This window comes from Pseudocnuella soli (assembly GCF_004347775.1).
GTDB lineage: Bacteria > Bacteroidota > Bacteroidia > Chitinophagales > Chitinophagaceae > Flavisolibacter > Flavisolibacter aquaticus.
Genome location: NZ_CP037755.1, coordinates 3,128,885 through 3,155,571, shown reverse-complemented (window position 1 = coordinate 3,155,571; position 26,687 = coordinate 3,128,885). Strand labels below are relative to the sequence as shown.

At 48.6% G+C, this 26,687-nt stretch carries 19 protein-coding genes; 10 read left to right on the top strand and 9 right to left on the bottom strand.

Features of this window, described 5'->3' with window-relative positions; all coding sequences use genetic code 11:
• Nucleotides 1-90: 90 nt before the first annotated feature.
• Complete coding sequence (locus EPD17_RS12860) at nucleotides 91-1,113, top strand: tetratricopeptide repeat protein (RefSeq protein WP_132054793.1); 1,023 nt, start codon at nucleotides 91-93, stop codon at nucleotides 1,111-1,113.
• 566 nt (nucleotides 1,114-1,679) lie between these two features.
• On the opposite strand, the gene EPD17_RS12855 is transcribed toward EPD17_RS12860, so the two are convergent.
• The 5 genes from EPD17_RS12855 to EPD17_RS12835 all read right to left on the bottom strand — a co-directional run bounded on the left by EPD17_RS12855 (nucleotide 1,680) and on the right by EPD17_RS12835 (nucleotide 9,396).
• On the bottom strand, nucleotides 1,680-2,891 hold the full coding sequence (locus EPD17_RS12855; protein ID WP_132054791.1) for an acetate/propionate family kinase: 1,212 nt from the start codon (nucleotides 2,889-2,891) through the stop codon (nucleotides 1,680-1,682).
• 80 nt (nucleotides 2,892-2,971) lie between these two features.
• Nucleotides 2,972-5,071: a phosphate acetyltransferase gene (gene pta, locus EPD17_RS12850; RefSeq protein WP_114233974.1), complete on the bottom strand. Its 2,100-nt coding sequence runs from the start codon at nucleotides 5,069-5,071 to the stop codon at nucleotides 2,972-2,974.
• A 312-nt stretch (nucleotides 5,072-5,383) separates the two neighbouring features.
• On the bottom strand, nucleotides 5,384-6,181 hold the full coding sequence (pflA, locus tag EPD17_RS12845; RefSeq protein ID WP_132054789.1) for a pyruvate formate-lyase-activating protein: 798 nt from the start codon (nucleotides 6,179-6,181) through the stop codon (nucleotides 5,384-5,386).
• A gap of 111 nt (nucleotides 6,182-6,292) precedes the next feature.
• Nucleotides 6,293-8,530: a formate C-acetyltransferase gene (gene pflB, locus EPD17_RS12840; RefSeq protein ID WP_132054787.1), complete on the bottom strand. Its 2,238-nt coding sequence runs from the start codon at nucleotides 8,528-8,530 to the stop codon at nucleotides 6,293-6,295.
• Nucleotides 8,531-8,535: 5 nt separating this feature from the next.
• Complete coding sequence (locus tag EPD17_RS12835; protein WP_132054785.1) at nucleotides 8,536-9,396, bottom strand: formate/nitrite transporter family protein; 861 nt, start codon at nucleotides 9,394-9,396, stop codon at nucleotides 8,536-8,538.
• 532 nt (nucleotides 9,397-9,928) lie between these two features.
• Here EPD17_RS12835 and EPD17_RS12830 point away from each other — a divergent pair.
• The 5 genes from EPD17_RS12830 to EPD17_RS12810 all read left to right on the top strand — a co-directional run bounded on the left by EPD17_RS12830 (nucleotide 9,929) and on the right by EPD17_RS12810 (nucleotide 17,968).
• Nucleotides 9,929-11,365, top strand: a complete 1,437-nt coding sequence (locus EPD17_RS12830) for a response regulator (RefSeq protein ID WP_132054783.1) — start codon at nucleotides 9,929-9,931, stop codon at nucleotides 11,363-11,365.
• 29 nt (nucleotides 11,366-11,394) lie between these two features.
• Nucleotides 11,395-11,811 carry a response regulator gene (locus tag EPD17_RS12825; RefSeq protein WP_132054781.1) on the top strand — a complete coding sequence of 139 codons (417 nt, stop codon included), beginning with the start codon at nucleotides 11,395-11,397 and terminating at the stop codon, nucleotides 11,809-11,811.
• Nucleotides 11,812-11,903: 92 nt separating this feature from the next.
• Complete coding sequence (locus EPD17_RS12820) at nucleotides 11,904-15,197, top strand: two-component regulator propeller domain-containing protein (RefSeq protein WP_165929605.1); 3,294 nt, start codon at nucleotides 11,904-11,906, stop codon at nucleotides 15,195-15,197.
• A 485-nt stretch (nucleotides 15,198-15,682) separates the two neighbouring features.
• Nucleotides 15,683-16,816, top strand: a complete 1,134-nt coding sequence (locus EPD17_RS12815) for a BNR repeat-containing protein (protein ID WP_240040612.1) — start codon at nucleotides 15,683-15,685, stop codon at nucleotides 16,814-16,816.
• Nucleotides 16,817-16,912: 96 nt separating this feature from the next.
• Nucleotides 16,913-17,968, top strand: coding sequence for a UDP-glucose--hexose-1-phosphate uridylyltransferase (locus EPD17_RS12810; protein WP_132054775.1), 1,056 nt, complete (start codon nucleotides 16,913-16,915; stop codon nucleotides 17,966-17,968).
• On the opposite strand, the gene EPD17_RS12805 is transcribed toward EPD17_RS12810, so the two are convergent.
• The gene (locus EPD17_RS12805) at nucleotides 17,969-19,468 is read right to left on the bottom strand and encodes an NAD(P)H-hydrate dehydratase (RefSeq protein ID WP_132054773.1); all 1,500 of its coding nucleotides are present in this window, start codon (nucleotides 19,466-19,468) and stop codon (nucleotides 17,969-17,971) included. It abuts the gene before it with no gap.
• A gap of 84 nt (nucleotides 19,469-19,552) precedes the next feature.
• Nucleotides 19,553-20,710 carry a serine hydrolase domain-containing protein gene (locus tag EPD17_RS12800; protein ID WP_165929604.1) on the bottom strand — a complete coding sequence of 386 codons (1,158 nt, stop codon included), beginning with the start codon at nucleotides 20,708-20,710 and terminating at the stop codon, nucleotides 19,553-19,555.
• 123 nt (nucleotides 20,711-20,833) lie between these two features.
• On the opposite strand from EPD17_RS12800, the gene serA reads away from it, so the two are divergent.
• Both serA and EPD17_RS12790 read left to right on the top strand, forming a co-directional pair.
• Nucleotides 20,834-22,069 carry a phosphoglycerate dehydrogenase gene (gene serA, locus EPD17_RS12795; protein WP_132054769.1) on the top strand — a complete coding sequence of 412 codons (1,236 nt, stop codon included), beginning with the start codon at nucleotides 20,834-20,836 and terminating at the stop codon, nucleotides 22,067-22,069.
• Between the two features lie 127 nt (nucleotides 22,070-22,196).
• Nucleotides 22,197-22,634 carry a hypothetical protein gene (locus tag EPD17_RS12790; RefSeq protein ID WP_132054767.1) on the top strand — a complete coding sequence of 146 codons (438 nt, stop codon included), beginning with the start codon at nucleotides 22,197-22,199 and terminating at the stop codon, nucleotides 22,632-22,634.
• A gap of 63 nt (nucleotides 22,635-22,697) precedes the next feature.
• Here EPD17_RS12790 and EPD17_RS12785 read toward each other — a convergent pair whose 3' ends face one another.
• On the bottom strand, nucleotides 22,698-24,359 hold the full coding sequence (locus EPD17_RS12785; RefSeq protein ID WP_132054765.1) for a glycosyltransferase family 39 protein: 1,662 nt from the start codon (nucleotides 24,357-24,359) through the stop codon (nucleotides 22,698-22,700).
• Between the two features lie 317 nt (nucleotides 24,360-24,676).
• On the opposite strand from EPD17_RS12785, the gene EPD17_RS12780 reads away from it, so the two are divergent.
• Both EPD17_RS12780 and EPD17_RS12775 read left to right on the top strand, forming a co-directional pair.
• On the top strand, nucleotides 24,677-24,904 hold the full coding sequence (locus EPD17_RS12780) for a hypothetical protein (protein WP_132054763.1): 228 nt from the start codon (nucleotides 24,677-24,679) through the stop codon (nucleotides 24,902-24,904).
• A 706-nt stretch (nucleotides 24,905-25,610) separates the two neighbouring features.
• Complete coding sequence (locus EPD17_RS12775) at nucleotides 25,611-25,865, top strand: hypothetical protein (protein ID WP_132054761.1); 255 nt, start codon at nucleotides 25,611-25,613, stop codon at nucleotides 25,863-25,865.
• Between the two features lie 226 nt (nucleotides 25,866-26,091).
• Here the strand turns inward: EPD17_RS12775 and EPD17_RS12770 are convergent, their stop codons facing one another.
• Nucleotides 26,092-26,685: a hypothetical protein gene (locus EPD17_RS12770; protein ID WP_132054759.1), complete on the bottom strand. Its 594-nt coding sequence runs from the start codon at nucleotides 26,683-26,685 to the stop codon at nucleotides 26,092-26,094.
• Nucleotides 26,686-26,687 lie beyond the last annotated feature (2 nt).

Below are 26,687 nucleotides of genomic sequence, written 5' to 3'. Positions count from 1 at the left end.
TGCTGTTAAAACGCTGGTAAGCCCGGTCCCTGTTTGTATCAAAAATTAGTTTTACGCATTAAATTTGGGCTTCCAAAAACGCAATATCCTATGTTGAAGATCCTGTTCTCCGTGGCGCTGGCCGGCGCTGCTGTAGCTGCCGGTGCGCAATCCGACAGCGCTGCTGTTTACCTCCAAAAAGCTACTGAAGAAAAGGCCAAGGGCCGCACCATGGAAAGCTTTAAGGCTTTGGAAAAAGCTTATGGCTACAATAAAAAAGACACTGCTATTACACGCGAAATGGCCGATGCGTTGATGGCCCTCCGCCGTTATCCGCAAGCCCGCCTTAAATACCAGGAACTGGAAAGCATGGGTGTGGCCAATGCCGGCCTGTACAAAAGCCTGATGGATCTTTCCTTCAACATGCGCCAGTTTGATGATGCCATTAAATATGCAGGCCTGGTAAAAAAATACGACGCTGCGCAAAAGGTTTCTTACATCATCGGCAAGGCACATTACGACAGTGAGAACTATGGCGAAGCCATAAAGTTCCTCAACGAAGCCATGAAGGAAGATGCAGCCAATGCGGAGGCGCCTTACCTTATTGCCCGCGCATACAGCGACATGAGCAATTTTAAACAGGCCATGCCTTATTTTGAAAAAGCGTTGGCGCTGGACCCCGCCAACAACCGCATGATGTACGAGATTGGCCTGATGTACTACGCCAACCACGATGACAAGAACAGCCTGAAATACTTGCTGATGGCAGCTGATAAAGGGTATAAGCGGGACAATGAATACCTGGAAAACCTGGCCGTTGCCTACCTTAATAACAAACAATTTGACGAAGGCCTGAAGATCATGAAAGAGTCGCTGCAGCGCCGCCCGAGTGATGTGGCGTTAATCAACACGGTGGCCGAGGCTTGTTATGATGCGAAAAAATACGACGAAGCCATTGGCTATTGGGACCAGCTGCTGGGCATGGATAAAACCAATGCATCGGCACTGTATATGATTGGCATGAGCTACCAAAAGAAAGGGGAGAAAGGCAAAGGACAGGCCCTTTGTGATAAAGCCATTGAAATGGACCCGAGCCTTGCGAGCAAACGCAAGAAAATGGAGACGCCGTTTTAAGGCTATCATTTTGTTTGTTCGATTTTATTTCACTGTCGTTTGGACGTTTTGAAAAACTTTTTCCGAATTATAAAAAGCCACAAGGAATTGATTCCTTGTGGCTTTTTTGCTTCCAAGTGTTGGGCTGTTTTGCTAATACAGGTTGTTGTCATTTGTCATGCTGAGCGCATCGAAGCATCTGAGTGTTAGAGATAAACGTTTTGTTGTAAAAAGGCAGGCTCGCTTTTCTGTCAATGCTTATCCTTGTGCAGGCTCAGATCCTTCGCTGCGCTCAGGATGACAAGCAGAAATCGTGATTAGTGGGGAAAGAGTACAATTCCAGTCGTGGTGTAGGACTCTTATTACAATCAGTGTCTGTCATGCCGAACTTGTTTCGGTATCTCCTATTGCTTGGATAAACCCTGCTGGAAAAAGGAGATGCCGAAACAAGTTCGGCATGACATGTACTTAATTACAAAGTGGTGGCCTAATAGCATGTCTTAGCTATTTGATTTTCAAAACGGCATCCACACCCAAAAAAAAGGGATGCAAATGTTGCACCCCTTTTTTAATAACAATTGATATTGTTACGCTACAGCCATCGGTACCAACAACTCAAAACACTGCTGCGCTATTTCTAATTCTTCATTAGTTGGTACCACTAATACTTTTACTCCGCTAGCCTCTTCGTTTATTTCGCGGATGCCGGGTATACGCAGGCTGTTTCGTTGCATGTCTATCCGGATGCCGAAAAATTCAATATCCGTGCACACCATTTGACGGATGCGGTTGTCGTTTTCACCCACGCCTGCAGTAAACACAATCGCGTCCAAACCATTCAGTGCAGCGGCATAAGCGCCAATGTATTTTTTAATGCGGTAGGCGTACAGTTCATACGCCAGTGCGGCTTGTTTGCTGCCGCTGTCCATCGCCTTTATCACATCACGCATATCGCTGTAGCCAGTAAGCCCCACCATGCCGCTTTGCTTGTTCAGCAAGCCACTCACCTGGTCGGGTGTGTAGCCCAGTTGATTAATGAGGTGGAAAATAATGGAAGGATCGAGGTCCCCTGAACGGGTGCCCATTACCAGCCCCGCCAATGGGCCAAACCCCATTGACGTATCGATGCACACACCGTTTCTAATGGCGGCCATACTGCAACCATTGCCCAGGTGAATAGTAATGATTTTTGCATGTTTTTTCTGCAGGTATTCGGCTGCACGTTCGCTTACATATTTGTGCGATGTGCCGTGGAAACCATAAGCCCTGATGCGTTGCTCGGTGTACAGCGCTTCGGGTAGTGCATATCGAAAGGCACGTTCGGGCATAGTTTGGTGAAATGCAGTATCAAAGACCGCCACTTGTTGTGCACGTGCAAATATTTTTTCCGCCACTTCAATGCCCACATAGTTGGCGGGGTTGTGCAACGGCGCCAGCGAAAACAGCTTGCTGATCTCTTCTTTTACTTCGTTTGTAATTACCGTTGTTGCAGAGAAGCTTTCGCCGCCGTGCACCACGCGGTGACCCACCACTTCAATGTCATCAGGGTTTTGGATCACACCAATTTCCGGGTCGGTGAGCAACAGGGCCACTTCTTTTAGTCCCGCTTCATGGTTTTTTAAGAACAGCGTTTTGCGCACCACTTGTTCTTCACCTTCGGTAAAAATTTTGTGGGTGATAATGGAACCATCCAGCCCAATGCGCTCCACCAGACCGGTACACACCGGCTGGGTGTCCGGCATTTTAAACAACTGGTATTTAATGGAGCTGCTCCCGGAATTGACTACAAATATGTTCATGAAGTGGGGTTTAATGTTTAAGGTTTAAAGTATATCGTTGGAAGCTTCCTGAAGCATTTACAACGCTAAACTTTGAACGTTTATTTATCGGCATCCTGCGCCTGCAGTGCGGTAATTACTACAGTATTGATAATATCTTCTACAGTACAGCCGCGACTTAGGTCATTTATCGGCTTGTTTAACCCTTGCAGCATTGGCCCGATGGCCAGCGCACCGGTTTCGCGTTGCACTGCTTTGTAGGTATTGTTGCCTGTGTTCAAATCAGGGAAAATCAACACGCTTGCCTGTCCGGCCACTTCCGAATTCGGTAATTTTTGCTTACCGACAGCGGGGTCAACAGCAGCATCATATTGAATCGGGCCTTCTACTTTTAAATCGGGACGGCGTTGTTTTACAATCTCGGTCGCCTGCCGCACTTTTTCTACGTCGGCTCCTTCACCCGATGTGCCGGATGAGTAAGACAGCATGGCAATGCGTGGCTCAATGCCAAATCGCTGGCTGCTTTCGGCCGAAGAAATAGCGATCTCGGCAAGTTGTTCGGCGGTAGGATTGGGGTTCACGGCACAGTCGCCAAATACCGATACACGATCGGGCAGGCACATGAAAAATACAGATGATACAGTTGAAATACCAGGCTTTGTTTTTACAAACTGCAAGGCCGGCCTGATGGTATGCTGCGTTGTATGAATGGCGCCGGAAACCATACCGTCCGCATGGCCTTTATACACCATCATGGTACCAAAGTACGATACATCGGTCATAAGGTCGCGGGCCATTTCCATCGTTACATTTTTCGATTTACGTAGCTCATACAAAGTTTCCACGTAATCGGCATATTGCTCTGAAGTAGCAGGGTTGATCACCTGCACATGGTTCAGATCGAGGTTTAATCCAAGCCGTTTTACATTGGCTGCAATCTGTGCTGCATCACCCAAAATGGTGAGGCGTACTACTTCCTGCGCCACCAGTCGCGCCGCAGCTTTCAACACCCGTTCGTCGTTGCCTTCCGGCAACACAATGTGTTTGATTTTATTTTTTGCCCATTGCGCCAGCTGGTACTGAAACATATGCGGCGTCATGGTTTCGGTGCGGTAGGTTACAATTTTTTCATCCAGCCTTTTTACGTCCACGTATTTTTCAAACGTGCTGATGGCCAGTTGCACCTTCTTTGTGTTATCTGCGGAAATGCGCGACTGAATGGCGCCTATTTGCGTAGTAGTGCGCCAGGTGCCGGTTTTTACAACAATGATGGGCACAACCGTTTGCAAACCTTCTAGCAGCCGCAGCACCGGTTCTTCGGGTTCAATACCGGCAGTGAGCACAATGCCCGCCACACGGGGATAGTTAACCGAAAGATTTGCCTGCATCGAAGCAATGATGATATCGCCACGGTCGCCCGGTGTTACAATCAGCGCATTGTCTTTAATGTGGTTCAAAAAATGTGGCACCTGCATGGCGCCTGTAATAAATGTATCAACCTGGTTGGCCAGTTCATTTTCGCCCAGCAACAACTTGCCGTTTAGTTGCTGGTAAATTTCTTTCATGGTGGGGTTGAGCAGGCCTTTGTCTTCAGGAATGACTGCATAGATCAATCCGCCGTTCAACTGCGACTGCAGCAACTCACGAACATCGGTCAGTTGGTCCTGGCTTACTTTGTTTACAATCACCGACAACACCTGCACATCGCGGGTGGTGATGTTGCGCAAAACGGTATGCACCGTATTAATGATCTGCGCAGTGGTTTTGTTTTGCCCCGAAATAACCAACACCATTGGAGCGCCGAGGTTCTTGGCAATGGTGACGTTGGTTTCAAATTCAAACGCAGTGCCTTCACCAATAAAATCAGAGCCTTCAATAACGGTGATGTCAAAGGCGCCTTCCAGCTTTTTTACTTTACGAATTACCGTATCAATCAGCACACCTTGCGAATCCGTTTCCATTTGCTGCAACGCCTGTTGCCGCGTAAACGCATAGGTGTCTTCATAAGCGATGGGCAGCGCAAAATGCGAAACGATCGTTTCGATGTCGACGTCTTTCTGTTCGCGGGGATCGCTGTTGATGATGGGTTTAAAATAGCCAACCTTTTGTGCCTTGCCCAGCAGCATATTGATGAGGCCTAAGGCTACTACCGATTTGCCGCTGTATGGTTCTGCCGTTGCAATGAATATTGTCTTCGCCATAAATTATTGCGCTGTTATTTGTGCAAAGTTGTGTGTACCAACATTGAATATGGTTAATCTTAATCATACTCAGCCTTGAAAAAGATTATTCCCTCCGCCAATTTTGTATGACCCTATGCCGCTACAATTCCTGTTCCCAAATATATTTTATTCAATAAAGATTACATTCCGTCGTCATTTAAGGGTGTGCATGAATAATGCTTGGCCACCTGTCGTTTGACTTGTTCCGGTAAACAGCAGTTTATTGTACATAAAAATGCCGGCGCTATTACCGGCAAGTGGATGGACTATTTTGAAAAGAATGAGTTGTTGTCAATTCACTTTCACTTCCTTAAAATACTGCCCGAAAATATCCGCAGCGTTTTTCACTTGCTCTTTGCTGGGCGGCTCTACACCTTTTAGTTTGTACTTCATGCCAAGGCCTTCCCATTTGTGCACACCCAACACATGATATGGCTGGATCTCTATTTTTTGGATTGATTGGTAATCTTTGAAATGATTGCCCAACGCATGGAGGTGTTCTTCCTGGTCGCTCCAACCCGGTACCAGCACATAACGCAGCCACATGGCCTTTCCGGTACTTTCGCGGTACTCGGCACATTTCAACACGCTTTTGTTGGTAAGACCAGTGATTTTATGATGCCATTCATCGTCGAAATGTTTTACATCCAGCAGCAGGTAATCCGTTTCAGCGTACAATGCTTTTACATCATCGTTCAGCAATTTACCATTCGAGTCCAACGCCGTATTGATGCCTTCTTCATGCAGCCTGCGAAACAGCGTCAATAGCTTTGTGCGCTGCAACGTAGGCTCGCCGCCCGACACAGTAACACCGCCTTTTCTACCGAAATAAGGTTTTTCACGAACGGCCCGCTGCACTATTTCTTCAATGCCGACAAAGCGGCCGCCGTGCACATCCAGCGTATCGGGGTTGGCGCAATACAGGCAACGAAACTGGCAGCCTTGTGTAAACACTACCATGCGAATGCCGGGCCCGTCGTGGGTGCCAAATGTTTCTATGGAGTGGATCCTGAGTTGTTCAGGCGTATCGATGTTGAGGTGATCTGCTTCCTGCGCTACCAGCAGTCCGTCTTTTATATGGAGGCACATGGGTAAATGGTTTTCGTTTTCGACTACAATTGCTTGAAAAAATCAGCGAGAAGTTTTTGAAAGAACGGGCCACAATGTGCAGCCCGTTCTTTTATTTAAAACCCCTGAGCACTACATTCTTTCGTGGAAGGTCCGGGCAATCACTTCCAGTTGGTGTGCTTTACTCAACCGGATAAAGTTTACCGCGTACCCCGACACACGGATCGTTAGCTGCGGATAATTTTCGGGATGGTTGTACGCATCCACCAGGGTTTCCCGGTTCAGCACGTTTACATTCAGGTGCTGTGCATTTTTGGTAAAATATCCATCCAGCAGGCTCACCAGGTTTTCTACCTGATCTTCCCGAATACTGCCCAATGATTTCGGCACCATCGAGAAAGTATTGGAAACACCATCCTGTGCATAGCGGTACTCCAGTTTGGCTACCGAGTTGAGCGATGCAATGGCGCCGTTGCTATCGCGGCCATGCATGGGGTTGGCTCCCGGTGCAAACGGCTCGCCGGCTTTGCGGCCATCAGGTGTGGCGCCGGTTTTTTTGCCATACATTACATTGGAAGTAATGGTAAGCAGCGACATGGTGGGCACTGCATTTTTGTAGGTGCGGTGCGACGCCAGCTCGTTGAAGAAAAATTCTGCAATTTCCTGTGCAATGCTATCTACACGATCATCGTCGTTGCCGTATTTTGGATAGTCGCCTTCCACTGCAAAATCAACGGTCAGGCCTTCTTCGTTGCGGATGGCTTTTACTTTTGCAAACTTGATTGCAGAAAGTGAATCGGCAATGATGGATATACCGGCTGCACCGTAAGCAATGTCGATGCCGGGGTCGGTATCGATAAATGCAAACTGCGCTTTTTCATAGTAATATTTGTCGTGCATGTAGTGGATGATGTTCATCGACTTGGCATACACACGGGCCACTTCTTTCATCGCAGTTTTGAAACGAAACAGCACTTGTTCGTAATCCAATTCGTCTGACGGAAGCGGTGCGATTCCTTTTACCAGCGGCACACCCGAAAATTCTTCTTTACCGCCGTTCAGCGCCAGCAGCAAGGTTTTGGGCAGGTTGGTGCGGGCTCCAAAAAACTGGATGCGTTTGCCGATTTCCTGGTATGATACGCAGCATGCAATGCCGTAATCATCCGATCCGCGGGCCGGCCGCATCAGGTCGTCGTTCTCGTATTGAATGGACGAAGTATCGATGGAAACCTGTGCACAAAAATCTTTGAATCCTTGTGGCAGTGCGTTAGACCAAAGCACGGTGATGTTAGGTTCGGGCGATGCACCTAGGTTGTACAAGGTTTGCAAAAACCGGAACGATGTGCGGGTAACTTTGGTGCGGCCGTCTTCAAACTGTCCGCCGATGGCTTCGGTAACCCAGGTTGGATCGCCACCAAAAATTTCATCGTAAGCCGCAGGGCGCAGGTGGCGCACCATGCGCAGTTTCATTACAAATTGGTCTACCAGTTCCTGTGCTTCTACTTCGGTTATCAGGCCGGCTTCTAAATCTTTTTCAATATAAATATCGAGGAATGAAGACACGTTGCCCAGCGACATAGCGGCACCGTCTTGCTCTTTCACTGCGGCCAGGTACGCCATGTACACCCACTGTACTGCCTCCTGTGCATTTTGTGCAGGGCGGCTCAGGTCGAGGCCATAAATGTTGCCCAGTTCTTTAATGTCTTTCAATGCAGTGATCTGGTCAAACAGTTCTTCGCGCAGGCGAATGGTGTGCTCGGTCAGTTCGCCTTCCACCGCTTTTTTGTCGGCTTCTTTCGCAGCAATCAGGCGGTCGGCGCCATACAATGCCAGGCGGCGGTAATCGCCAATAATGCGGCCACGGGCATAGTTGTCGGGCAGGCCGGTAAGAATGCCTTTCGACCGGAATTTTAATATCTCTGAATCGTACGCCGAGAATACAGCACTGTTGTGGTCTTTAACGTATTTAAAAATCTCCTTTACATTTTCCGCAACCTCGCCGCCTTTTTCTTCAACGGCTCCTTCCACCACGCGGATGCCGCCAAACGGCTTGATGGCACGCTTCAGCAGTTCGTCGGTTTGCAGGCCAACAATCACTTCCAGATCTTGCTGAATATAACCCGCGGCATGGCTGGTGATGGTCGATATTTTCTCCGCATCCACCGAACGGCAACCATTGCGCTGGCGCTCTTCTTTCATTGCTTCCAGGCAAATTTGCCATAGTGCTTTTGTGCGATCAGTAGGTGCCGCCAAAAACGAGGCGTCGCCGTAGTAGGGCTGTATATTGTTGCGAACAAAGTCCTTTACATCAATGCTATTGTTCCAGTTTCCGGCAACAAAAGGTGCGCTGATGGTTGCTAAGCTTTCCATGATTTTTAATTTAATTGATTCTCTAAAGCTTCCATTTGGTGGCTATACTCGTTAGTCGCAATATGGGTATCGGCAGTAAGTGCCGCATTTTCTTTAAACATAAACCAGTAGGGTAGGGCCACAAATACCACCCCGCCTACAATATTGCCCAGCGTAGCCGGCAGCAGGTTTACCACTAGAAATTGGTACATGCTGATATCGGCGCCCAGCATCATACTGGTGGGGATAAAAAACATATTGGCGATGCTGTGCTCAAAGCCAAATGCTACAAAACACATCACCGGGAACCAAAGGGCCAGTATTTTGCCTGTTACATCTTTGGCGGCATACGCTGCCCAAACAGCCATGCACACCAGCCAGTTGGCGCCAATACCTTTTACAAACGTTTCCCAGAAATGATGCGATGTTTTGTTGATGCCGATCTTTTGTGCAGCTTCAAGCCAGGGGCCGGAGCTAAGAATGCCGGTTTGATAAGCAAAAAGGTAAGCAACGATTAGTGCACCAATAAAGTTGCCGGCATATACAATGTTCCATATGCGCAACAAACGGCTAATATTAGTTTTGCGGTGCAGCAATGCAAAAGGTATCACGGCACAATCGGAAGTAAACAATTCGGCGCCGGCTATTACGACTAATACCAGGCCCAGGGGAAAGAGGGCACCAAATATAAATTTGATAATGCCCGGGTTGGCAGCAGCTACCTGTGGCATGCCGCCAGTAACCACCAATGCCAACAAACCACCCAATGCAATAAAAGCACCGCCCAGCAAGGAATACACCAATAGCCGGGACGTTGAAAAAGCATCTTTTTGTGCAGCGCTTTTGTTGAAGAGGACAGCGATTTCGGGAGGCGTGGCGAGGGACATTTTGTAGGTAAATCGTTGAATATGGCTGCAATTTACCCTTAGTCATAGCGGTGCGGCATGACGAACATCAACGCATTACGTGAGTGTTATAAGTATTTACGCTCAGCGAAATTTTCTGTGTCCTGATGAAACTGATGCAGCAGCATCTCAATTTTAAACATGAAAAACGTGTGCATTCGGATGTAGTCAATTGGCAAATTGGACCTGCTTCAATCAGGCAATTGCTCTTTCCTGACATTGCATCGGTCGCAACCAATTAGACCGGAACGAAATGCTTTTGAAGTTTTTCAATTTAAATCTGCAGAAGGTTCGTTCATTAAATTATTGATAAGCAAAATGTGTCATTGCGCAAGTAATTAAGTAGGGTAAGGGATAACCCTAAACGCCCAGTTTTTGTTGTAAAACACGGCCGATTATTGATGAGATAATCAAACGTTCGCTGTAATTTTACGGTTGCATCAATAGCAATATCCCGGCGTGGTTACAGGCCCGCCTGCCGTCATCCTACCAAAATCCGAATCCTAACCGTCTTATGCAGTTGGAAGCAACCCAATTGAATATTTTAATTGTTGAAGATAATCCCGCAGATATTTACCTGATTGAGGATATGCTCGAATCCTTTGGCAAAAGGATCGGTGCGATCTATAAGGCTACCCGCATGAGCGAAGCCAAAGAAATGCTGCGCACCAATGAAGTGCACCTGGCCCTACTCGATCTTTCGCTGCCCGATAGTTTTGGATTGGACTCCCTGCTGGAAATTACCGATGCCGATTGCCGCATTCCCATAATTGTGCTCACTGGCTATGCCGATACCGAGATGGCGCTGAAGGCATTGAACCAAAATGCACAGGACTACCTGGTAAAAGGACAATTCGATGCCGGCCTGCTGTTGAAATCCATTGAATACAGCATTGAACGGAAAAAGGCGGAAGAACGCATCCTGATGTCGGAAGAAAAATACCGGCAGATGTTTTACCGCAACCCGTTCCCGATGTGGATTTACGAACCTGAAACCTTTCGGTTCCTGGAAGTAAATAATGCCGCACTGCAGAAATATGGCTTTTCCCGTGATGTTTTTTTGTCGCTTTCCATAAATGATATTCTGGTATCGAAAAGCCCGATGGTGCACGACGGCAACGAAGTATTGTGGCTGCACCGCACCAAGAACGGCAGTCATATCATCGTTGAATTTACCAGCCATGTCATTCCGTTCAACGGCGGCACCGCGATGCAGGCACAGGTAAATGATGTATCGGAGAAAATAAGGCTGCAAAACGAACTGGTAGGAAAAAAGCAGGAGTTGGTGGAAGCCGTTTTGGAAGCGCAGGAAAATGAACGGAAAAATATTGGCCGCGAACTGCATGATAACATCAACCAGATTTTAACCGCGGTTAAATTGAACCTCGGACTGGCAATGGACCATCCAGACCTACAGGAAAAATTGCTGGCAAAAAGCATTCAGAATGTAGCGCAGGTGATGGACGAGATCCGCAAACTGGCGAAAGAACTGATCCTTCCCGGTAACTTGAAAGAATTGGGGCTGGTGTATTCGGTGGAAGACCTCGCGAAGGAAATGCTGGAACCGCAGGGCATTCAGCGGCATTGCCACATTGCTACCATTCCGCGGGTGGAACAATCCGAAGACCTGAAGCTTAATATTTTCCGCATGGTACAGGAGCAGCTTTGCAATATTGTAAAATATGCCGCGGCCAGCAGCGTAACCATCCAGCTATTTGAAAAGAACGGGCAGGTGCACCTGCACATTACCGATGATGGACGTGGCTTTGACCCTTTGGTAAAACACAAAGGCGTAGGCCTGACCAATATTATTTCAAGAGCACAATTATTTTCAGGACAGGTCACCATCAACTCATACCCCGGTGGCGGTTGCAACCTGCAGGTGGTGCTTTCGCTCAACCAACCCAATATTTCAACGCCAAACGCAGCCACCAACCTGGTGCTGTTTTAATACTATTCAATCATCCTAAATAAAAACCGATGCACAAAAAATTAAAGAGCGTACTGCTGATAGACGACGACGAGCCAACCAATTTTATCAATGCAATGGTGCTCGAAGAACTGGATTGCGCTGAGTCGGTACAGGTGGCACAAAGCGGTGCCGACGCAATCGAATTGCTCCATACCGCTTCTGATGATGCGGCGCAACACGTTGGACCGGATCTTATTTTTTTAGACATCAATATGCCGGCAATGAATGGCTGGGAGTTTCTGGAACAATACCGGCAACTACCACAAAACAACAAGGGAAAAGTTATGGTGGTGATGCTCACCACATCGCTGTTCCCCGAGGACCAGCACCGGGCCATGGAAATTCCGGAAGTGGCCGGTTTTGAAAACAAGCCGCTGACAAAAGAAAAAGTAGAACGCATCCTCCAGGAATATTTTGCTAACTGATCGCAATCTTTTGGTTTAACCCGATCATGTCCTTGAAACAACCCGCCCGTTTTCGTTTGGTGCAGCTTCTGCGCAATACAATATTGTTTTTTTTGCTACAGTTATTGGTGTATAACGCCACGGCACAAACGAAATATCGATTTAACCACCTCACCAACCTGGATGGCTTGTCGCAAAGCACTGTGCAAGCCATCATCAAAGACCGGTACGGCTTTATGTGGTTTGGCACGCAGGATGGTTTAAACCGCTATGATGGCAACAAATTTAAGGTCTACCGCCACGAGCCAACCGACAGCACCAGCCTGCGCAGAAGCCATATAATTTCCCTGTATGAAGACCGTTCCGGCACGCTATGGGTTGGCACCAACAATGGTGCTTTATCGCGTTACGATCGCAAACGCGATGCATTTGTGCATTACTACGAAACCATCGGCAACAAAGAAGGGTTGAGCCAGAAAACTGCTACCGCCATTTTGGAAGACCGGCAGGGCAATTTTTGGGTGGGCACTTATTGGAAACTTAACCTGCTGGACCGGCGCACCGGCAAGGTCAAGCAATATGGACACGACCCCGCCGATGCAGCCAGCATCAGTGATGACGGCATTACTTGTTTGTTTGAAGACAGCAAAGGCAACTTATGGGTGGGCACCAACAACGGCCTCAACCTGATGGACTGGAAAAGGGGCACATTCCGCCGTTATTATTCAAATGCCGATCCCCGCAGTTTAAGCCACAACAGCATCAAGGCAATACGGGAAGACCGATTTGGCCGACTATGGGTGGGCACCGAATCGGGCCTAAATTTGCTGGACCGCGCCACCGGCACTTGGAGGCGCTTTCTTAATGATCCTGCTGATCCAACTAGCCTTGGCGATAACCAGGTTACAATTATCCAACCTATTGGCGACAGCATGTGGATCGGTACAAAAAATTCCCTAGAACTTTTTGATCTAAAAAGCGGCCAATTCACCCATATTGGCAGCGATGTACATGATGCCTCAAGTTTGTCGCGCAACGCTACCATTACTGCATTGCTCCAGGATAATACCAACACACTTTGGGTGGGCACTTACCAAGGCGGCATCAACGTTTGGGACCCGAGCCTGAATAATTTTTACCTCTACCGCAACAATCCTGTTGACTGGACGAGCCTTAGTTTCAACGTAGTTACTGCCGTGGCGGAACGAGGGGATGGCGATATGTGGATTGGCACCGGCGGCGGCGGCTTGAACCTTTGGAAAAGAAAAGAGAACATATTTCAACGCTTTAATCCAGATCCAGCCAACCCCCATGCATTGGCAAGCTACAGTGTGTTGTGTGTAAGCCAAGGCCGCAAAAGCGGCTACACCTGGATTGGCATGTATGGCAGCGGCATGGACCGCTTTGACCCGGTTACGCAAAAATTTACGCACTACAATGCCGGACCCGGCCCGAAAGATTTAAATAACAATGCAGTATATGCCGTGTTGGAAGACCGCAAAGGCAGGGTTTGGATGGGCACCAACGGCGGTGGCGTTAATATGCTCGATCCGCAAACCGGCAACATCGCCAAATTTGTGAACGACCCGAACAATGCAAATTCTATTTCGGGCAATTATGTACGTTCTTTTTTGGAAGACGAAAGGGGACATATCTGGATGGGCACCACGGCTGGTCTTAGTGTTTATGATCCCGAAAAGGGGAAGTTCACACATTACAACCAGTACAACATGCCCTTCGAAAGTGATGTGATCTTTAGCCTTGCTTTAGATGGAAACGGCGTTGTGTGGGTGGGCACGTTGGGCGGCGGGCTAAACCGGTTGGATGTAAAGAAAAACCAACTCACCACCTGGACCACCAAGGAAGGGTTGCCCGATAATACCATCAACAGTATTATAAAAGATAACAATGGATCTCTGTGGCTGAGCACAAACAACGGCTTGAGCCGCTTCGATCCCCACACCGGAAAAGTGCGGCATCACGGGTTGGAAAATGGCTTACAGAGCTGGGAGTTTTCGCAAGGAGCCGGCTTAAAAACCAGCAGGGGAGAGATCGTATTTGGTGGCATCAATGGCTTTAATATTTTTGATCCTACTCAAATCATCATCAACACCCACCAGCCGCCGGTTGTGTTTACGGGATTCCGTTTGTTCAACAAAAACATCCGGCCCGGAGATGCAAACAAATACCTGCCTGAAGACATCAGCACCATTAAGGAAATAACCCTTCCTTACCACCAGTCTGTTATTTCATTTGATTTCGCCGCACTGAATTTTACTGCGCCGGAAAAAAACAACTACGCCTACCAGCTAGAAGGCTTTGATGATGGCTGGAACCATATCGGCCACAACCGCTCGGCTACGTACACCAACCTGCCACCGGGTTCATACGTATTGAAAGTGATTGCGTCCAACAACGATGGCGTTTGGAATGAGGAAGGTGCATCCATTCGGTTGATCATCACGCCGCCGTTCTGGCAAACATGGTGGTTTCGCTTGTTGGCCGTTTTGGCATTGGTGGCCATTACCGTAGCCATTTTTCGGATGCGGGTAGAACGCATTCACCAGCAAAAAGAAGAATTGGCGCGGCAGGTGGCAGAAAGAACGAAGCGCCTGGCCAGCGTTACCGAGCAGGAACGTGCTGCCCGTAAAGAAGCCGACAAAGCCAACAAACAACTGGCGCGGAAAAATGTGGAACTGGAACAGTTTGCATACGTAGCCTCGCATGATATGCAGGAACCGCTGCGCACCATTTCAAGCTTTGTAGAATTGCTGCGCCGGCAATATGGCGGCAGGCTCGATGATAAGGCGGATAAATACCTTGCGTTCATGTCGCAGGCTTCTGACCGGATGAAAGTGCTCATCAACGACCTGCTGGAATATTCAAGGCTGGGCCGGAAAGGTGAGTTGTCCCTGGTGAATTGTAATGAATTAACACAGGCCGTGCTGGCCGATTTGCAACTGGCAATCAAGGATGCTGGTGCAAACGTGCAGGTTGGTGCATTGCCGACTGTTGAAGCATTTCCTACCGAGTTGAAACAAGTATTTCAAAACCTGATCGTCAATGCGCTGAAGTTTCGCAAGAAAACTGAGCCGCCGCTCATTGAAGTGGGTTGCACTGAGCGGGAAGACCACTGGGAGTTTTTTGTAAAAGACAACGGCATTGGCATGGATGCTAAACACTACGAACGCATCTTCGTGATCTTTCAAAGGCTGCACACCCGCAGCGAGTTTGAAGGTTCAGGCATTGGCCTGTCGCACTGTAAAAAAATTGTGGAAATGCACAACGGTCATATCTGGGTGGAATCTGTGTTGGGCAGCGGATCTACGTTCTATTTTACGCTCCAGCGGCGGACTGCGCCAGCGCAGGAATCGATGCAAAATGAAGCCGTTGCTGAATTCGCTTAGCAGTAGCTTTTAGTTATATAATTAATTGATGTGAAAAGCAAAATTTTAATAGGCGATAATGCAAATTGCTCGCTATTTGAATTTTGCTTTTTCATTTTTGGTTTGACCGAAGACAAATTGTATAGCCGATAAACGCATTAATTTAAAAACTGACCGGTTATTTTACGAAAGAGATCTCTGAATTTCGTTTGCCAAAACAGGGTTACATTTCCGGTTCACAATGCCGGTTCATGCAGCTAAAAAACCAGTTTATACCGAAGGATATTTTTTATAAAGCGATCACTAAGACATCTTTCCTTGTTGTTCTTATTTGTTACTGCTTTACGATAAATGCACAACAACCTACATCTGAAGTTAAGCTCGTTGATGTTGCCCCGGGCTGGGCGGCCAACTCCGTCAACGTTACCGTTTTCCGGAAAAATTCGTTGGTCACACACCGCGATACGCAGTTCGTTGCTTTTTATAATGCGAGTGGTCAAGTAGTTGTGGGTAAACGCAAATTGGGCACAGGTAACTGGCAGTTGAAGGAAACGGCTTTTACCGGGAATACAAAAGATGCACACAATGTCATCAGCATAATCACGGATGGTGCGGGGTACCTGCACATGGCGTGGAATCACCACAATAATCCACTCAATTATGTTCGTAGTTTGGAACCGGGCGGCTTGCAATTTGGGCCTAAGATGCCAATGACCGGGGTGGGAGAGGGCCGTGTCAGTTATCCCGAATTTTACCGCATGCCCAATGGCGACCTGCTGTTTTTTTACCGCGATGGCGGCTCGGGCAATGGCAACCTGGTGCTCAACAAATACGATGCAGTGAAACGAGCATGGCGCACCCTGCACAATAACCTGATCAGCGGCGAGGGCAAGCGCAATCCGTATTGGCAGGCGTGCATCGACGGCAGCGGCACGATTCACATTTCGTGGGTGTGGCGCGAAAGTCCCGATGTTGCATCCAACCACGACCTGATGTATGCACGGTCAACCGACGACGGCGCTACCTGGCAACGATCTAACGGTGAGGCATACACGCTGCCCATAACCCAAGCCACTGCCGAAGTGGCCGCAGCGATCCCGCAAAAAAGTGAACTCATTAACCAGACTTCCATGTTTGCTGCACCGGGCGGCGAACCATTCATTGCTACTTATTGGCGCGACAGCATGAGCTCAGTACCGCAGTACCGGCTCGTATATAAAAACGGACAGCGTTGGCAAACACAAAATCTTGCTTTTAGAACCACGCCATTCAGCCTCAGTGGCGGCGGCAGCAAAAGCATTCCCATTGCCCGCCCGCAGATCATTGCCTGGCAAATCGGCCGCCGGTGGGCAGCAGCAATCATTTTCCGCGATGAGGAGCGTGGCAGTAAAGTTTCGGTAGCGCTCAATAAGAATATTAAAAAGAGCAAGTGGCGGCTGCTCGATCTGTCGCAAAAAGGCGTGGGATCCTGGGAGCCATCTTTTGATACCGAACTGTGGCGGGAGCAAGGGTTGTTGCATCTTTTTGTGCAAAACGCAGTGCAGGTGGATGGCGAAGGCTTAGCCAAAACAACCCCACAAATGGTGCAGGTGCTGGAATGGAACCCGAAGTTGTATGTAAAGAAAACCAGCCGCAAATAAGGCCGGACCATTTTTTGCCGTCGTTTGTAATCATCGCCGGAACAAGGTGTAAATTTTATTTACAACCACCGATTATTCCGGCAAAAATTGACCGCTATGTTTGATTACAAAGAACACCCGCACAACCGGTATAATTTACTGACCGGCGACTGGATACTGGTTTCGCCGCACCGCACGAAAAGGCCATGGCAAGGAAAGGTGGAACCGGTGCCGCCCGACAACCGGCCAGCGTATGACCCAAAGTGTTATTTGTGCCCGAGCAATGTGCGGGCCGATGGCGATACCAACCCGGCTTATACCGATTCATTTGTGTTTACCAACGACTTTGCCGCACTGCTGCACGATACGCCTGAAGGTGCGTTTACAGCCGGTGGTTTGCTGCAGGCCAAAAGCGAACGGGGCACCTGCAGAGTTATTTCATTTTCACCCGATCATAGTCTTACGCTTCCGGAAATCAGCATGGAGGGTTTGGTAAAAGTGGTGGAAGTGTGGCAACGGGAATTTGCTGCGCTCAGCGCCGATCCAACGATCAGGCACATTCAAATATTTGAAAACAAAGGCGAGATAATGGGTTGCTCCAACCCGCATCCGCATGGACAGATCTGGGCGCAAAGTGCACTGCCGCTGGAAATTGTAAAAGAAACGCGGGAACAGGAGCGATACTTTGCCGAGCACGGCCGCAGCCTGCTCACCGACTACCTGCAGCTGGAACAAAACGAAGGGGAGCGGATGGTGATCGGAAACGAGCATTTTGCAGTGGTGGTGCCGTTTTGGGCCGTATGGCCTTACGAAACCATGATCATCAGCAAGCGACACGTGCAAAACATCCTGCAATTTTCCGAAGCGGAAAAAACAGCATTTGCCGCTATCGTCAAGCAGCTCACCACGCGGTACGATAACCTGTTCAACATTTCCTTTCCTTATTCCGCCGGCATGCACCAGGCGCCGGTGAATGATGGTGAGCACCCAGGCTGGCATTGGCACATGCATTTTTACCCGCCGCTGCTGCGGTCGGCAACGGTGAAAAAATTTATGGTGGGCTATGAAATGCTGGCCAACCCGCAACGGGACATCACCGCCGAATGGGCGGCAGAAAAGTTGCGCGGCTTGAGCGATGTACATTATAAATTGGCACAAAAAGAAGCGGAATAATCAGGCGGTTAGTTTGCGGAAAGCCGGTGCAAAATGATGAATGATATCGCCTGCGATCATCGCTTCCTGCGACAACCGAGCAGCGGCCAGGTCGCCGGCAAGGCCGTGCAGGTACACGCCAATCAAAGCGGCGTCTAAAGCATTATATCCCTGCGCCAACAAACCGGTGAGCAAACCGGTCAGCACATCGCCGGAGCCACCGGTGGCCATGCCGGCATTGCCGGTGCTGTTGAAATATCCTTTACCGCCAGGCGATGCGATCAAACTATGGTGGCCTTTTAAAATGATCACCATATTGTGTTCGGCGGCTTTGTCCAGCGCCAGTTTTACCCGGTCAAAATCATTATTGCTTTCGCCAAACATGCGGCTGAATTCCTTTGGGTGCGGCGTTAAAATGGTTTGCGGCGGCAACTGTTGCAACAACTCGGGGCGGCGGGCTAATAAGTTCAACCCGTCGGCATCGACCACCAGCGGAATGGTAAACTGCGGTAGCAAATTAGCAAATGCCTGGAGTGTCGCTTCATCTGTACCCATACCCGGCCCGATGCCGACGGCGGAAAAACGGTTGCTGTCGACCGTTAGTTGCGTCAAATATTCAGGGCCTTCGTCGGTCATTGTCATGGCTTCCGGCGCAGTGGTTTGCAGAATGTTGTAGCCACATTTGGGTACATAGGCCGTAGCTAGCCCGGCACCGCTGCGCAACAGTGCCCGAGTGGACAATACCACAGCGCCCATTTTACCATAACTGCCGCCAATGATCAGCCCATGCCCAAAACTGCCTTTATGTGCAAACCGCGAACGTGGTCGCATTATTTTTTTTATAGTCGCAATCTCCAGCAACTCAAACGGTGCATCAGCTTCGTAGCCTGCGTGCAGCCCAATATCCAGCACAACGACCTTACCGGTTTGCGTTTCATTTTCGGGTAATAAAAAAGCAGCTTTTGTTGCCTGGAAACTCAGCGAGTAATGGGCACTTATGACGGGAGCATTTTCAACGGATGCATCCAGCATCATCCCGCTCGGTACGTCTATCGATACCACTTCATTTGCTGCCTTATTGATGTGTGCTACAACGGTTGCCGCCAGACCTTCCAACGGACGATTTAAACCGGTTCCAAAGAGTGCATCTATAATTACAGCATCGGGGTGGAGTAGGGGCAGCGGCAGCTTTTCCTGTACAAAATGAAAGGGAATTTCGAACTGGTGCATCCGCTGCAGGTTGGCCTGGAAATCGGGTGAACCGATGGCGCCAAACTCAAGAATGAACACTTCAACCGGCAGGCCGCGTTGGTGCAGCATCCGTGCTATAGCCAGGCCATCGCCGCCGTTGTTGCCTTTACCGCAAAAAACGGCAATGCGCTGCGCCGGCCCATAGTGTTGCAGCAGCCAGGCAACGCATTTGGCTGCGGCCCGTTCCATCAGGTCGATGGAGGCAATGGGTTCGTGGGCAATGGTAAAAGCATCCCAATCGCGGATCTGTGCGGCAGTGTACAACTTCACGGAAAGATGAATTGAAGGACTAATGTAGCAAATGTGGAGCGCCAGAACACAGCGCCACACATTTGTCATACAACCTTTCAAACATTATTCCGCCCCTTCGACAGCACCGGGCTCGTAAGGGCCAAACAGGTTGTACATTTTGCGGGCCAGCGTATAAATGCTGCTTTTGAATCTGTTGCCCAAGATAATAATGGTCACATGCTCATCGGGCAGGCGGGAAAATGCCGCGTTGAACCCGTGCCATCGGCCATTGTGGTACACTACTTTTTTGCCGCCATCGAGCATCAACAATCGAAAGCCTAGGCCATAGTTATGTTGTCCCGGCTTTTCGTGGCTGTAGGGCGTAAATGCCGAATCGAGCAGGGCCGGCGCAATAAAGTCGCCGTTGTACAGCGCCTGGTCCCACTTGAGCAGGTCGCGGGGGGTGGAGTAAATATTTTTATCGCCGTAAGGGCCGTCAGTATAATCCTGTGCCCAGATGCCGCCACCGGCATTGAAGGAAATCGAATGCACCAGCGTATCGGTTGGCGTGTACACAAAAGTGTTGGTCATGCCCAGCGGACCAAACACATTTTGCTGCATGTAATCGGGGTATTTAAGTCCGCTCAGCTGCTCCACAATCAGCGCCAGCAGCACATAATTGGTATTGCAGTACTGGAAACGCGTATCCGGTTTGAAGGCGCGGGGCGGGGCCAGTTCAACTAGTTTGCCCAGCACATCGGCATTGGTGAGGTATTGCTTTTTATCCCACAGGCCGCCCTCTAAAAAGTACATATAATTGGGCAGGCCGCTGCGGTGATTGAGCAGCGTTTTCACCGTGATGCCCGTGTAAGGCAGGTCGGGGAAAAATGTTTGTAGCGAATCGGACAGCTGCAGCTTGCCGTCCTGCACCAGTTGCAGAATGGCAGCAGCAGTGAGGGTTTTAGACGTTGATGCAATTTGCAGTGGCGTTTCGGCCGTGATGGAATCTTTGCTGATGGGGTTGGCAATGCCGGTATAATATTCATATACGGGTTCGCCTTCCTTAGCCACCAGTATGGAGCCACTGAAGCCCGACCGGATCAGGGGTTTTAAAAAACTGTCCACCGCATCGTGGTACCGCTTTTTCTCCGCTGGTTTTAGTGCCGGGAAATGCGCTGCATACACAGCTTCCCGGGCTTTTTCCTTTTTATCCTTATCCGCAGTTGCGCCACACCCGGCGCATAAAAGGGCCGCGCATAATCCATATATATAGGGTTTCAATGTTCGAATTTTTGCAAAAGTAAAAGGCCTGTATAACTAATTGGTTGCTGTTTGAAAAAACAAAGTGGACAATTATTGAATAAAATCTAACGAATCAGGCAGTTTATTTAAGATATTTGAACCATGGAGACCACAAAGACCTCATACCCGCGGGAAAAGATCAAGATCCTGCTGTTGGAAAATATCAGCGCCACCGCTGCCGAACGCTTTACCAGCAACGGTTACGAAAATGTAGAACGCCTTACCAAGGCGCTTTCCGAAAGTGAACTGATCGAAAAGATCAAGGATGTGCACATTCTGGGCATCCGCTCCAAAACAAATGTAACCCCCGCCGTATTGGCCGCCGCCGAAAAGCTGCAGGCCATTGGCTGTTTTTGCATCGGTACCAACCAGGTGGCCCTCGATGCCGCTACCCATCATGGCGTGGCTGTTTTTAATGCGCCATACTCCAACACCCGTTCGGTAGCCGAACTGGTTATTGGCGCATCCGTAATGCTCATTCGCAAGATCATTGATAAAAACAACGCAGCACACCGCGGCGACTGGATGAAGGATGCCAGCGGCAGCAACGAGCTGCGCGGCAAAACGCTGGGCATTATTGGTTACGGCAACATCGGCGCACAGGTAAGCGTGCTGGCCGAGGCCATGGGTATGAAGGTGATTTTTTACGACATCCAAACCAAGCTGCCCATGGGCAATGCGCAGGATGCCAAATCGCTCCAGCAACTGCTCAGCAATTCGGACGTGATTACGCTGCACGTGCCGGACACCCCGCAAACGAAAAACCTCATCAATAAAACAAATCTTCCCCATGTAAAACAAGGCGCCATCATCATAAACTACGCCCGGGGCGAAGTGGTGGATTTGGACGAGCTGCGCAAATACCTGGAAAGCGGCCAGCTGCGTGGTGCCGCTGTGGATGTGTTCCCGGTAGAGCCCGAAAAGAACGGCGACCGTTTTGTAAGCCCGCTGCAGGGTTTGCCTAACGTATTGCTGACGCCGCATATTGGTGGCTCAACCGAAGAAGCGCAGCAAAACATAGGAGAGGATGTAAGCAATAAACTGCTGAGCTATCTGGAAAAAGGCATTACTTGGGGTTCGCATACTGTTCCCGGCCTGGCGTTGCCGCCGCAGGAAGGTGCCCACCGGGTGCTGCACATCCACAAAAACGTTCCCGGCGTACTGTCGCAGATCAACGGGCAGTTGTCGCAAAACAACATCAACATTTTGGGGCAATACCTGAAAACCAACGACCAGATTGGGTATGTGGTGGTGGATGTAGACCGCAAATTGTCGAAGCAGGCCGCTCAATTACTGAAAGAAGTGCCACAAACTATAAAGGTGCGGTTATTGTATTAAATGCTGGGCACGGAAAGCAGGAGCGTTGCCGACAGCGCTATGCTTCCCGTGCCATTTTTATCAGGAAGTTCCAAGTGTATTGTTTAAAAAACATTGCTTGAGAACAACTTATAAAACCATTTATTTCATGGCTGCCAAAAACAAAGACCTGGTACGTGAACAAACCAGCGATGCTTTAAACTCTGAAATAGACCAGGAAACCCTGTATCATTTGCGGCTTGCCGCAAACAACCCCAGGCTGATTGATGAACGGCTGGAGCTGCTCAACGACGAATGGGATATGGAGCGTGCACTGGAATTGAACGCTTCCACGCTGGCCTTTACCGGGGTAATACTGGGTGCATTTGTGAACCGGAAATGGCTGGTATTGCCGGCAGTGGTCACCTTTTTTTTGGCGCAACACGCCATACAGGGCTGGTGCCCGCCGCTGCCCATTTTACGGCGGCTCGGCTTTAGAACCCGGCAGGAAATTGATAAGGAAAAGTTCGGCCTTAAAACGCTCCGCGGCGATTTCAAAAAATCAAGCACAGAAGGCGACGCCGCCTGGCGAGCCGTTAATAAATAAAAAAGAGCACCAAAGACGGGAAGTTTTTGGTGCTCTTTTTTTGCTATTCCAAATTGGAAAATTTTAATTGTTCCAATCGAACAACAACACGTTTACATTGCGTGTTTCCACCATTTCAAGTTGTTTGCCGTACTTTCCAAATAACGGTTGCACTTTTTCAATGGGCACGTGAATGTCGGTTTTAAAATACCATTCGGGGTCATACATGCGGTCGCCGATGTTGCCGTTGGGTAAAATTTTATTGTAAATAAGCCACACCCGTTTGGCACCGGCCAGGTGTTGCACATCCTGCTCCACCAATTTCATGTATTCGTCGACGTTAGTTGCGGAGAACTTGTGATCGGCGCCTTCCACCGCTTTAAACTTCAGCCCGTAGTTGTCTTTATAATAACGGTACGGCACCAGGTTGTTCCAATATACATACACCACATCGCCTGGTTGCGCATGCTTGTCGATATAGAGCAAAGTTTCGCGGTCGTACGATTTTTTAAAATCTGCAAACATCGAGGTATCCATCGTTTGCCGGAAAATGTTGAACACGGGCCCGAACATGAGCAGGGCCACCAGCAAGTAAGCCAGCCATTGTTTTGTTGGGAAATAGTCGGTGACCACCTGCACGCCACGGGCAATCAGCAAAATAAAAATAGGCGCCAGGTAAAAGGTAAGCCGCTCCAAAAATGGAAACGCCTGCACACCGGAAGCCAGCAGGTGCAACAAAATAGGCATTGAAAAAACGAGCAGGTGCTTTTTACCACCGCGCCAAAAAGCTACCAAACCCGCCACCAGCAAAGCCAGCGGCACGACGGCCATACGTGCCAGCAGCCTGGGTACCGGCGCCGTTTCAGGCGGCAGCGAAACCCATGAAAGTCCCAATGGGTAATGAAAAATGCCAAACAACTTGTGCACAAACCAGCTCATATCGGCCGCCGATTTTGGCGGCAGCGGCATAAACCCATGCGATAGCGCAAACCATTCCACCAGCCATTCTTTTGCCGGGTGATTTTTTACAAACAGCACGTAGCTGATGCCAAAACTGACTGCCCAGATGCCGAATGGAATCATGGACCAGAAGAGCAGCGACCAATTTTTTTTGAGGATTAAATAGATGCAGGTACCTATGGCAATGCCCACCAGCATAAACACCGACGAAAAGGAGAACCAAACCGTAACAGCGCCCAAAATTCCGTACAGGAACAAACTTTTGTTATTTGTTTTTTGATGATACCGGCAATACAACGCCAGCAGGAAAACCGAAGCCAGCAACTCGGTACTGTATTGTTTGATCTCGACCGCGTGGTAAATAATAAATGGCGAAAACGCCATGATGCCCATGGCTGCAACCGCCGCAACAGGTTTTAAAAAGTAATGTGCAACCGGACGGAAAATAAACAGCGTAGCAATGCCGCACAGCAACGGGAACAGCCGCAATGCCATTTCGCTTTTGCCGAAAAGCATCACACACAGTTTGACAGCCCACAAAAATCCCAGCGGTGCTTTTTGCTCGTAATCGAGCGGGCTGGTAGCCAGTTCCCAAAGGTTCAGCCGCACCAGACTCGATGCGAGGTACATTTCATCGTTCCACAGCGAACGGTTGTCGAAAAAATGAAACAGCCGCAAGGCGATGCCCAAAAAGATAAAAATGGAAATGATGTTTTTGGCGGCGGTAAGTTCGTAAGCTGGAAGCGCCGGGTTGGTGGCGGATTGCTGTAATGAAATAGGGCGCATGTATGGTTGTTGGCCGGAATTTATTTCCGGATGATCGATGGGTGTTTCGTTGGTGATTTGTCTTTCTTAAATGCGATTAGGTCATTTGCAAAGGCAGCGCAATTTATATTTGTTTTCCCGGTTTTAGCCCGAATGGCTCCACTCCTCAACCTTACTGCTTTTGCCGATAATTTATATTATGTTAAATAGGCGCACCGGCTTGCCCCACCGACGCCGTGTTTTCAGAAATTATTTGCCCACGCTTCTGTTTTAGAGAACTATAATGTAGAGATACCTACTGTATCTTAGGGGGAATATTTAAAAACCACTACTGCTTTATGAAGTTAACCAAAGAACAAATGGATGCTAAATGGAAGGAATTTGAGGCCTATTTGGATGAGATTGATGTGAAATATGCGGAAGAACTTAAACCTAAAGGGAGTATCCGATGGTACGTTGGATATGGCGTAAAGGCTTACGGCGACATATCCTATGTCGCCAATGATGATTTGGACCCAGCTATTGCCGAAGAAGTCAAAGCAAAACTCAAAGAGATTTTCCCTTGAACACCAAATCTTTCAATATTTCTACGGGCAGTTGAATCCATTCGGTTTCGGAAAACTGAATTTTTACAATTGCCTCTTTTATTTCAATAGTCTGCATATGAGTAAGCCCTGCGGGCTATACGCCTTAACGGCGTTTTCCCCCAGGAAATAATTTCTGAAAACAGCCCGCACACAGGCTGCGCTGCCCTTAGCACATTTGCCAACGCTTCAGCGTTTTTTGTGGCGGGAAACTTACAAAAAACGCCCATCGCACCGCCAACCTATTTACACATAATAAATAGTTATCAGCTCAGACCCTTAGCGTTGCCCCCTTTATATAACGGGGTTTTTGCGATAAATTGGTAAAGCAATAGCGGCCAACGGCACAGAAGCCAACCCTTCACGCCAACGCACGGGGCGTTACTCCGTGCTTAATATTGACTACCGGGTGTGGAAACCTTGAAGGTGGAGGCATCTGCTGTCCCACGCGCCGCTATTGCTTCTTAATGATTTTGAGTATTGCAAAAACCCCGTTATATAAAGGGGGCAACCACGCTTTACGTGGTCTTCTCTGATAACTTCATTTTATGTTAAATAGGCGCACATGGCTTGCCCCATCGACGCTGTGTGTTCAGAAATTATTTGCCCGCGCTTCTGTTTTAGAGAACTATAATGTAGAGTTACCTACTGTATCTCAGGGAGAATATTTGAAAACCACTACTGCGAAATGATTAACCACGATGATTACAAGTATATGGGCGAAGGCCCCGACGCCGAAAAATGGCAGGAATGGCTAAAGTTTGCGCACGACTTAGAAAAGAAATATAACCTAATGACTTATGGAGAATATTTCGGCAAGAAAACCTACGTAGACTATTGGTATGCCGATGGCATTGTTTATTGGGATATACAATGGCATTGCCCGCCAAATGCCGCTTCAGAAATAAACACTTTTTTCTCCCGTAAGTTTAGAAGCAATTAATTCTGCAATTTGCTCGGGTTCTTTGAAAGTTGAGGTATTTCCGCGTTCAGGGAAAACCAAAGACAACCAAAGACAATTATCATTGATGGGTATATCAATGAGATGGCCATCGTTCCAAATGCGAATAGCATGAAAATAATTAGCTCGACTTAACAAACGAAACAATGTTTCAGAATGCCGACCCGGGCTAATTAATTCTAAGAAATTTGCACTTAAAGCATTTAGATCAAAGCTCTATTTCCCTCAACAACACCTCCGCACCATCAATCGATTTCCGGTAATATTTGTCCACCCACCTTGCATAAAATACCAGGAATACATAACACACCGTCATGGATAACATCCAGAAGTATTTGTTTTCGACAATGTCATTGCGGCCATACAGGCCCGACATCAACACAATCACGGCCACCAGCAATAAATAGCTCAATAACACGCTTAATTTTTGCAGTTTGAAGAACTGAAGTTTTTGTTGCGCAAAATGGCGCAGTGTGTCGGCATGTGGCTGGCTTAAATTCGGCCGGTTGCGCAAACCTGCGGTACTCCAAAAACTGATTGCTGGGATCAGCACCAACAACGCTATGGCCACGATACCAGTAGTCTGCATCAACGTTGTTTCCAAGCTAATCCACTGAAAGCCAATAAATACGGCGGCCGCCAGGCAAACAATACTGCCCAATATTTCCGGCAAAATAATCCGGCGCAATGTTGCTCCATATTTTAATTCCCGATCTTTTACCAACTGTGCCACATCCATTGTTTGTTGCCCGACCATTCTACCGGTGCTGCTCCATGTTTTTTTCAAATCGTCCAGTTCCATGA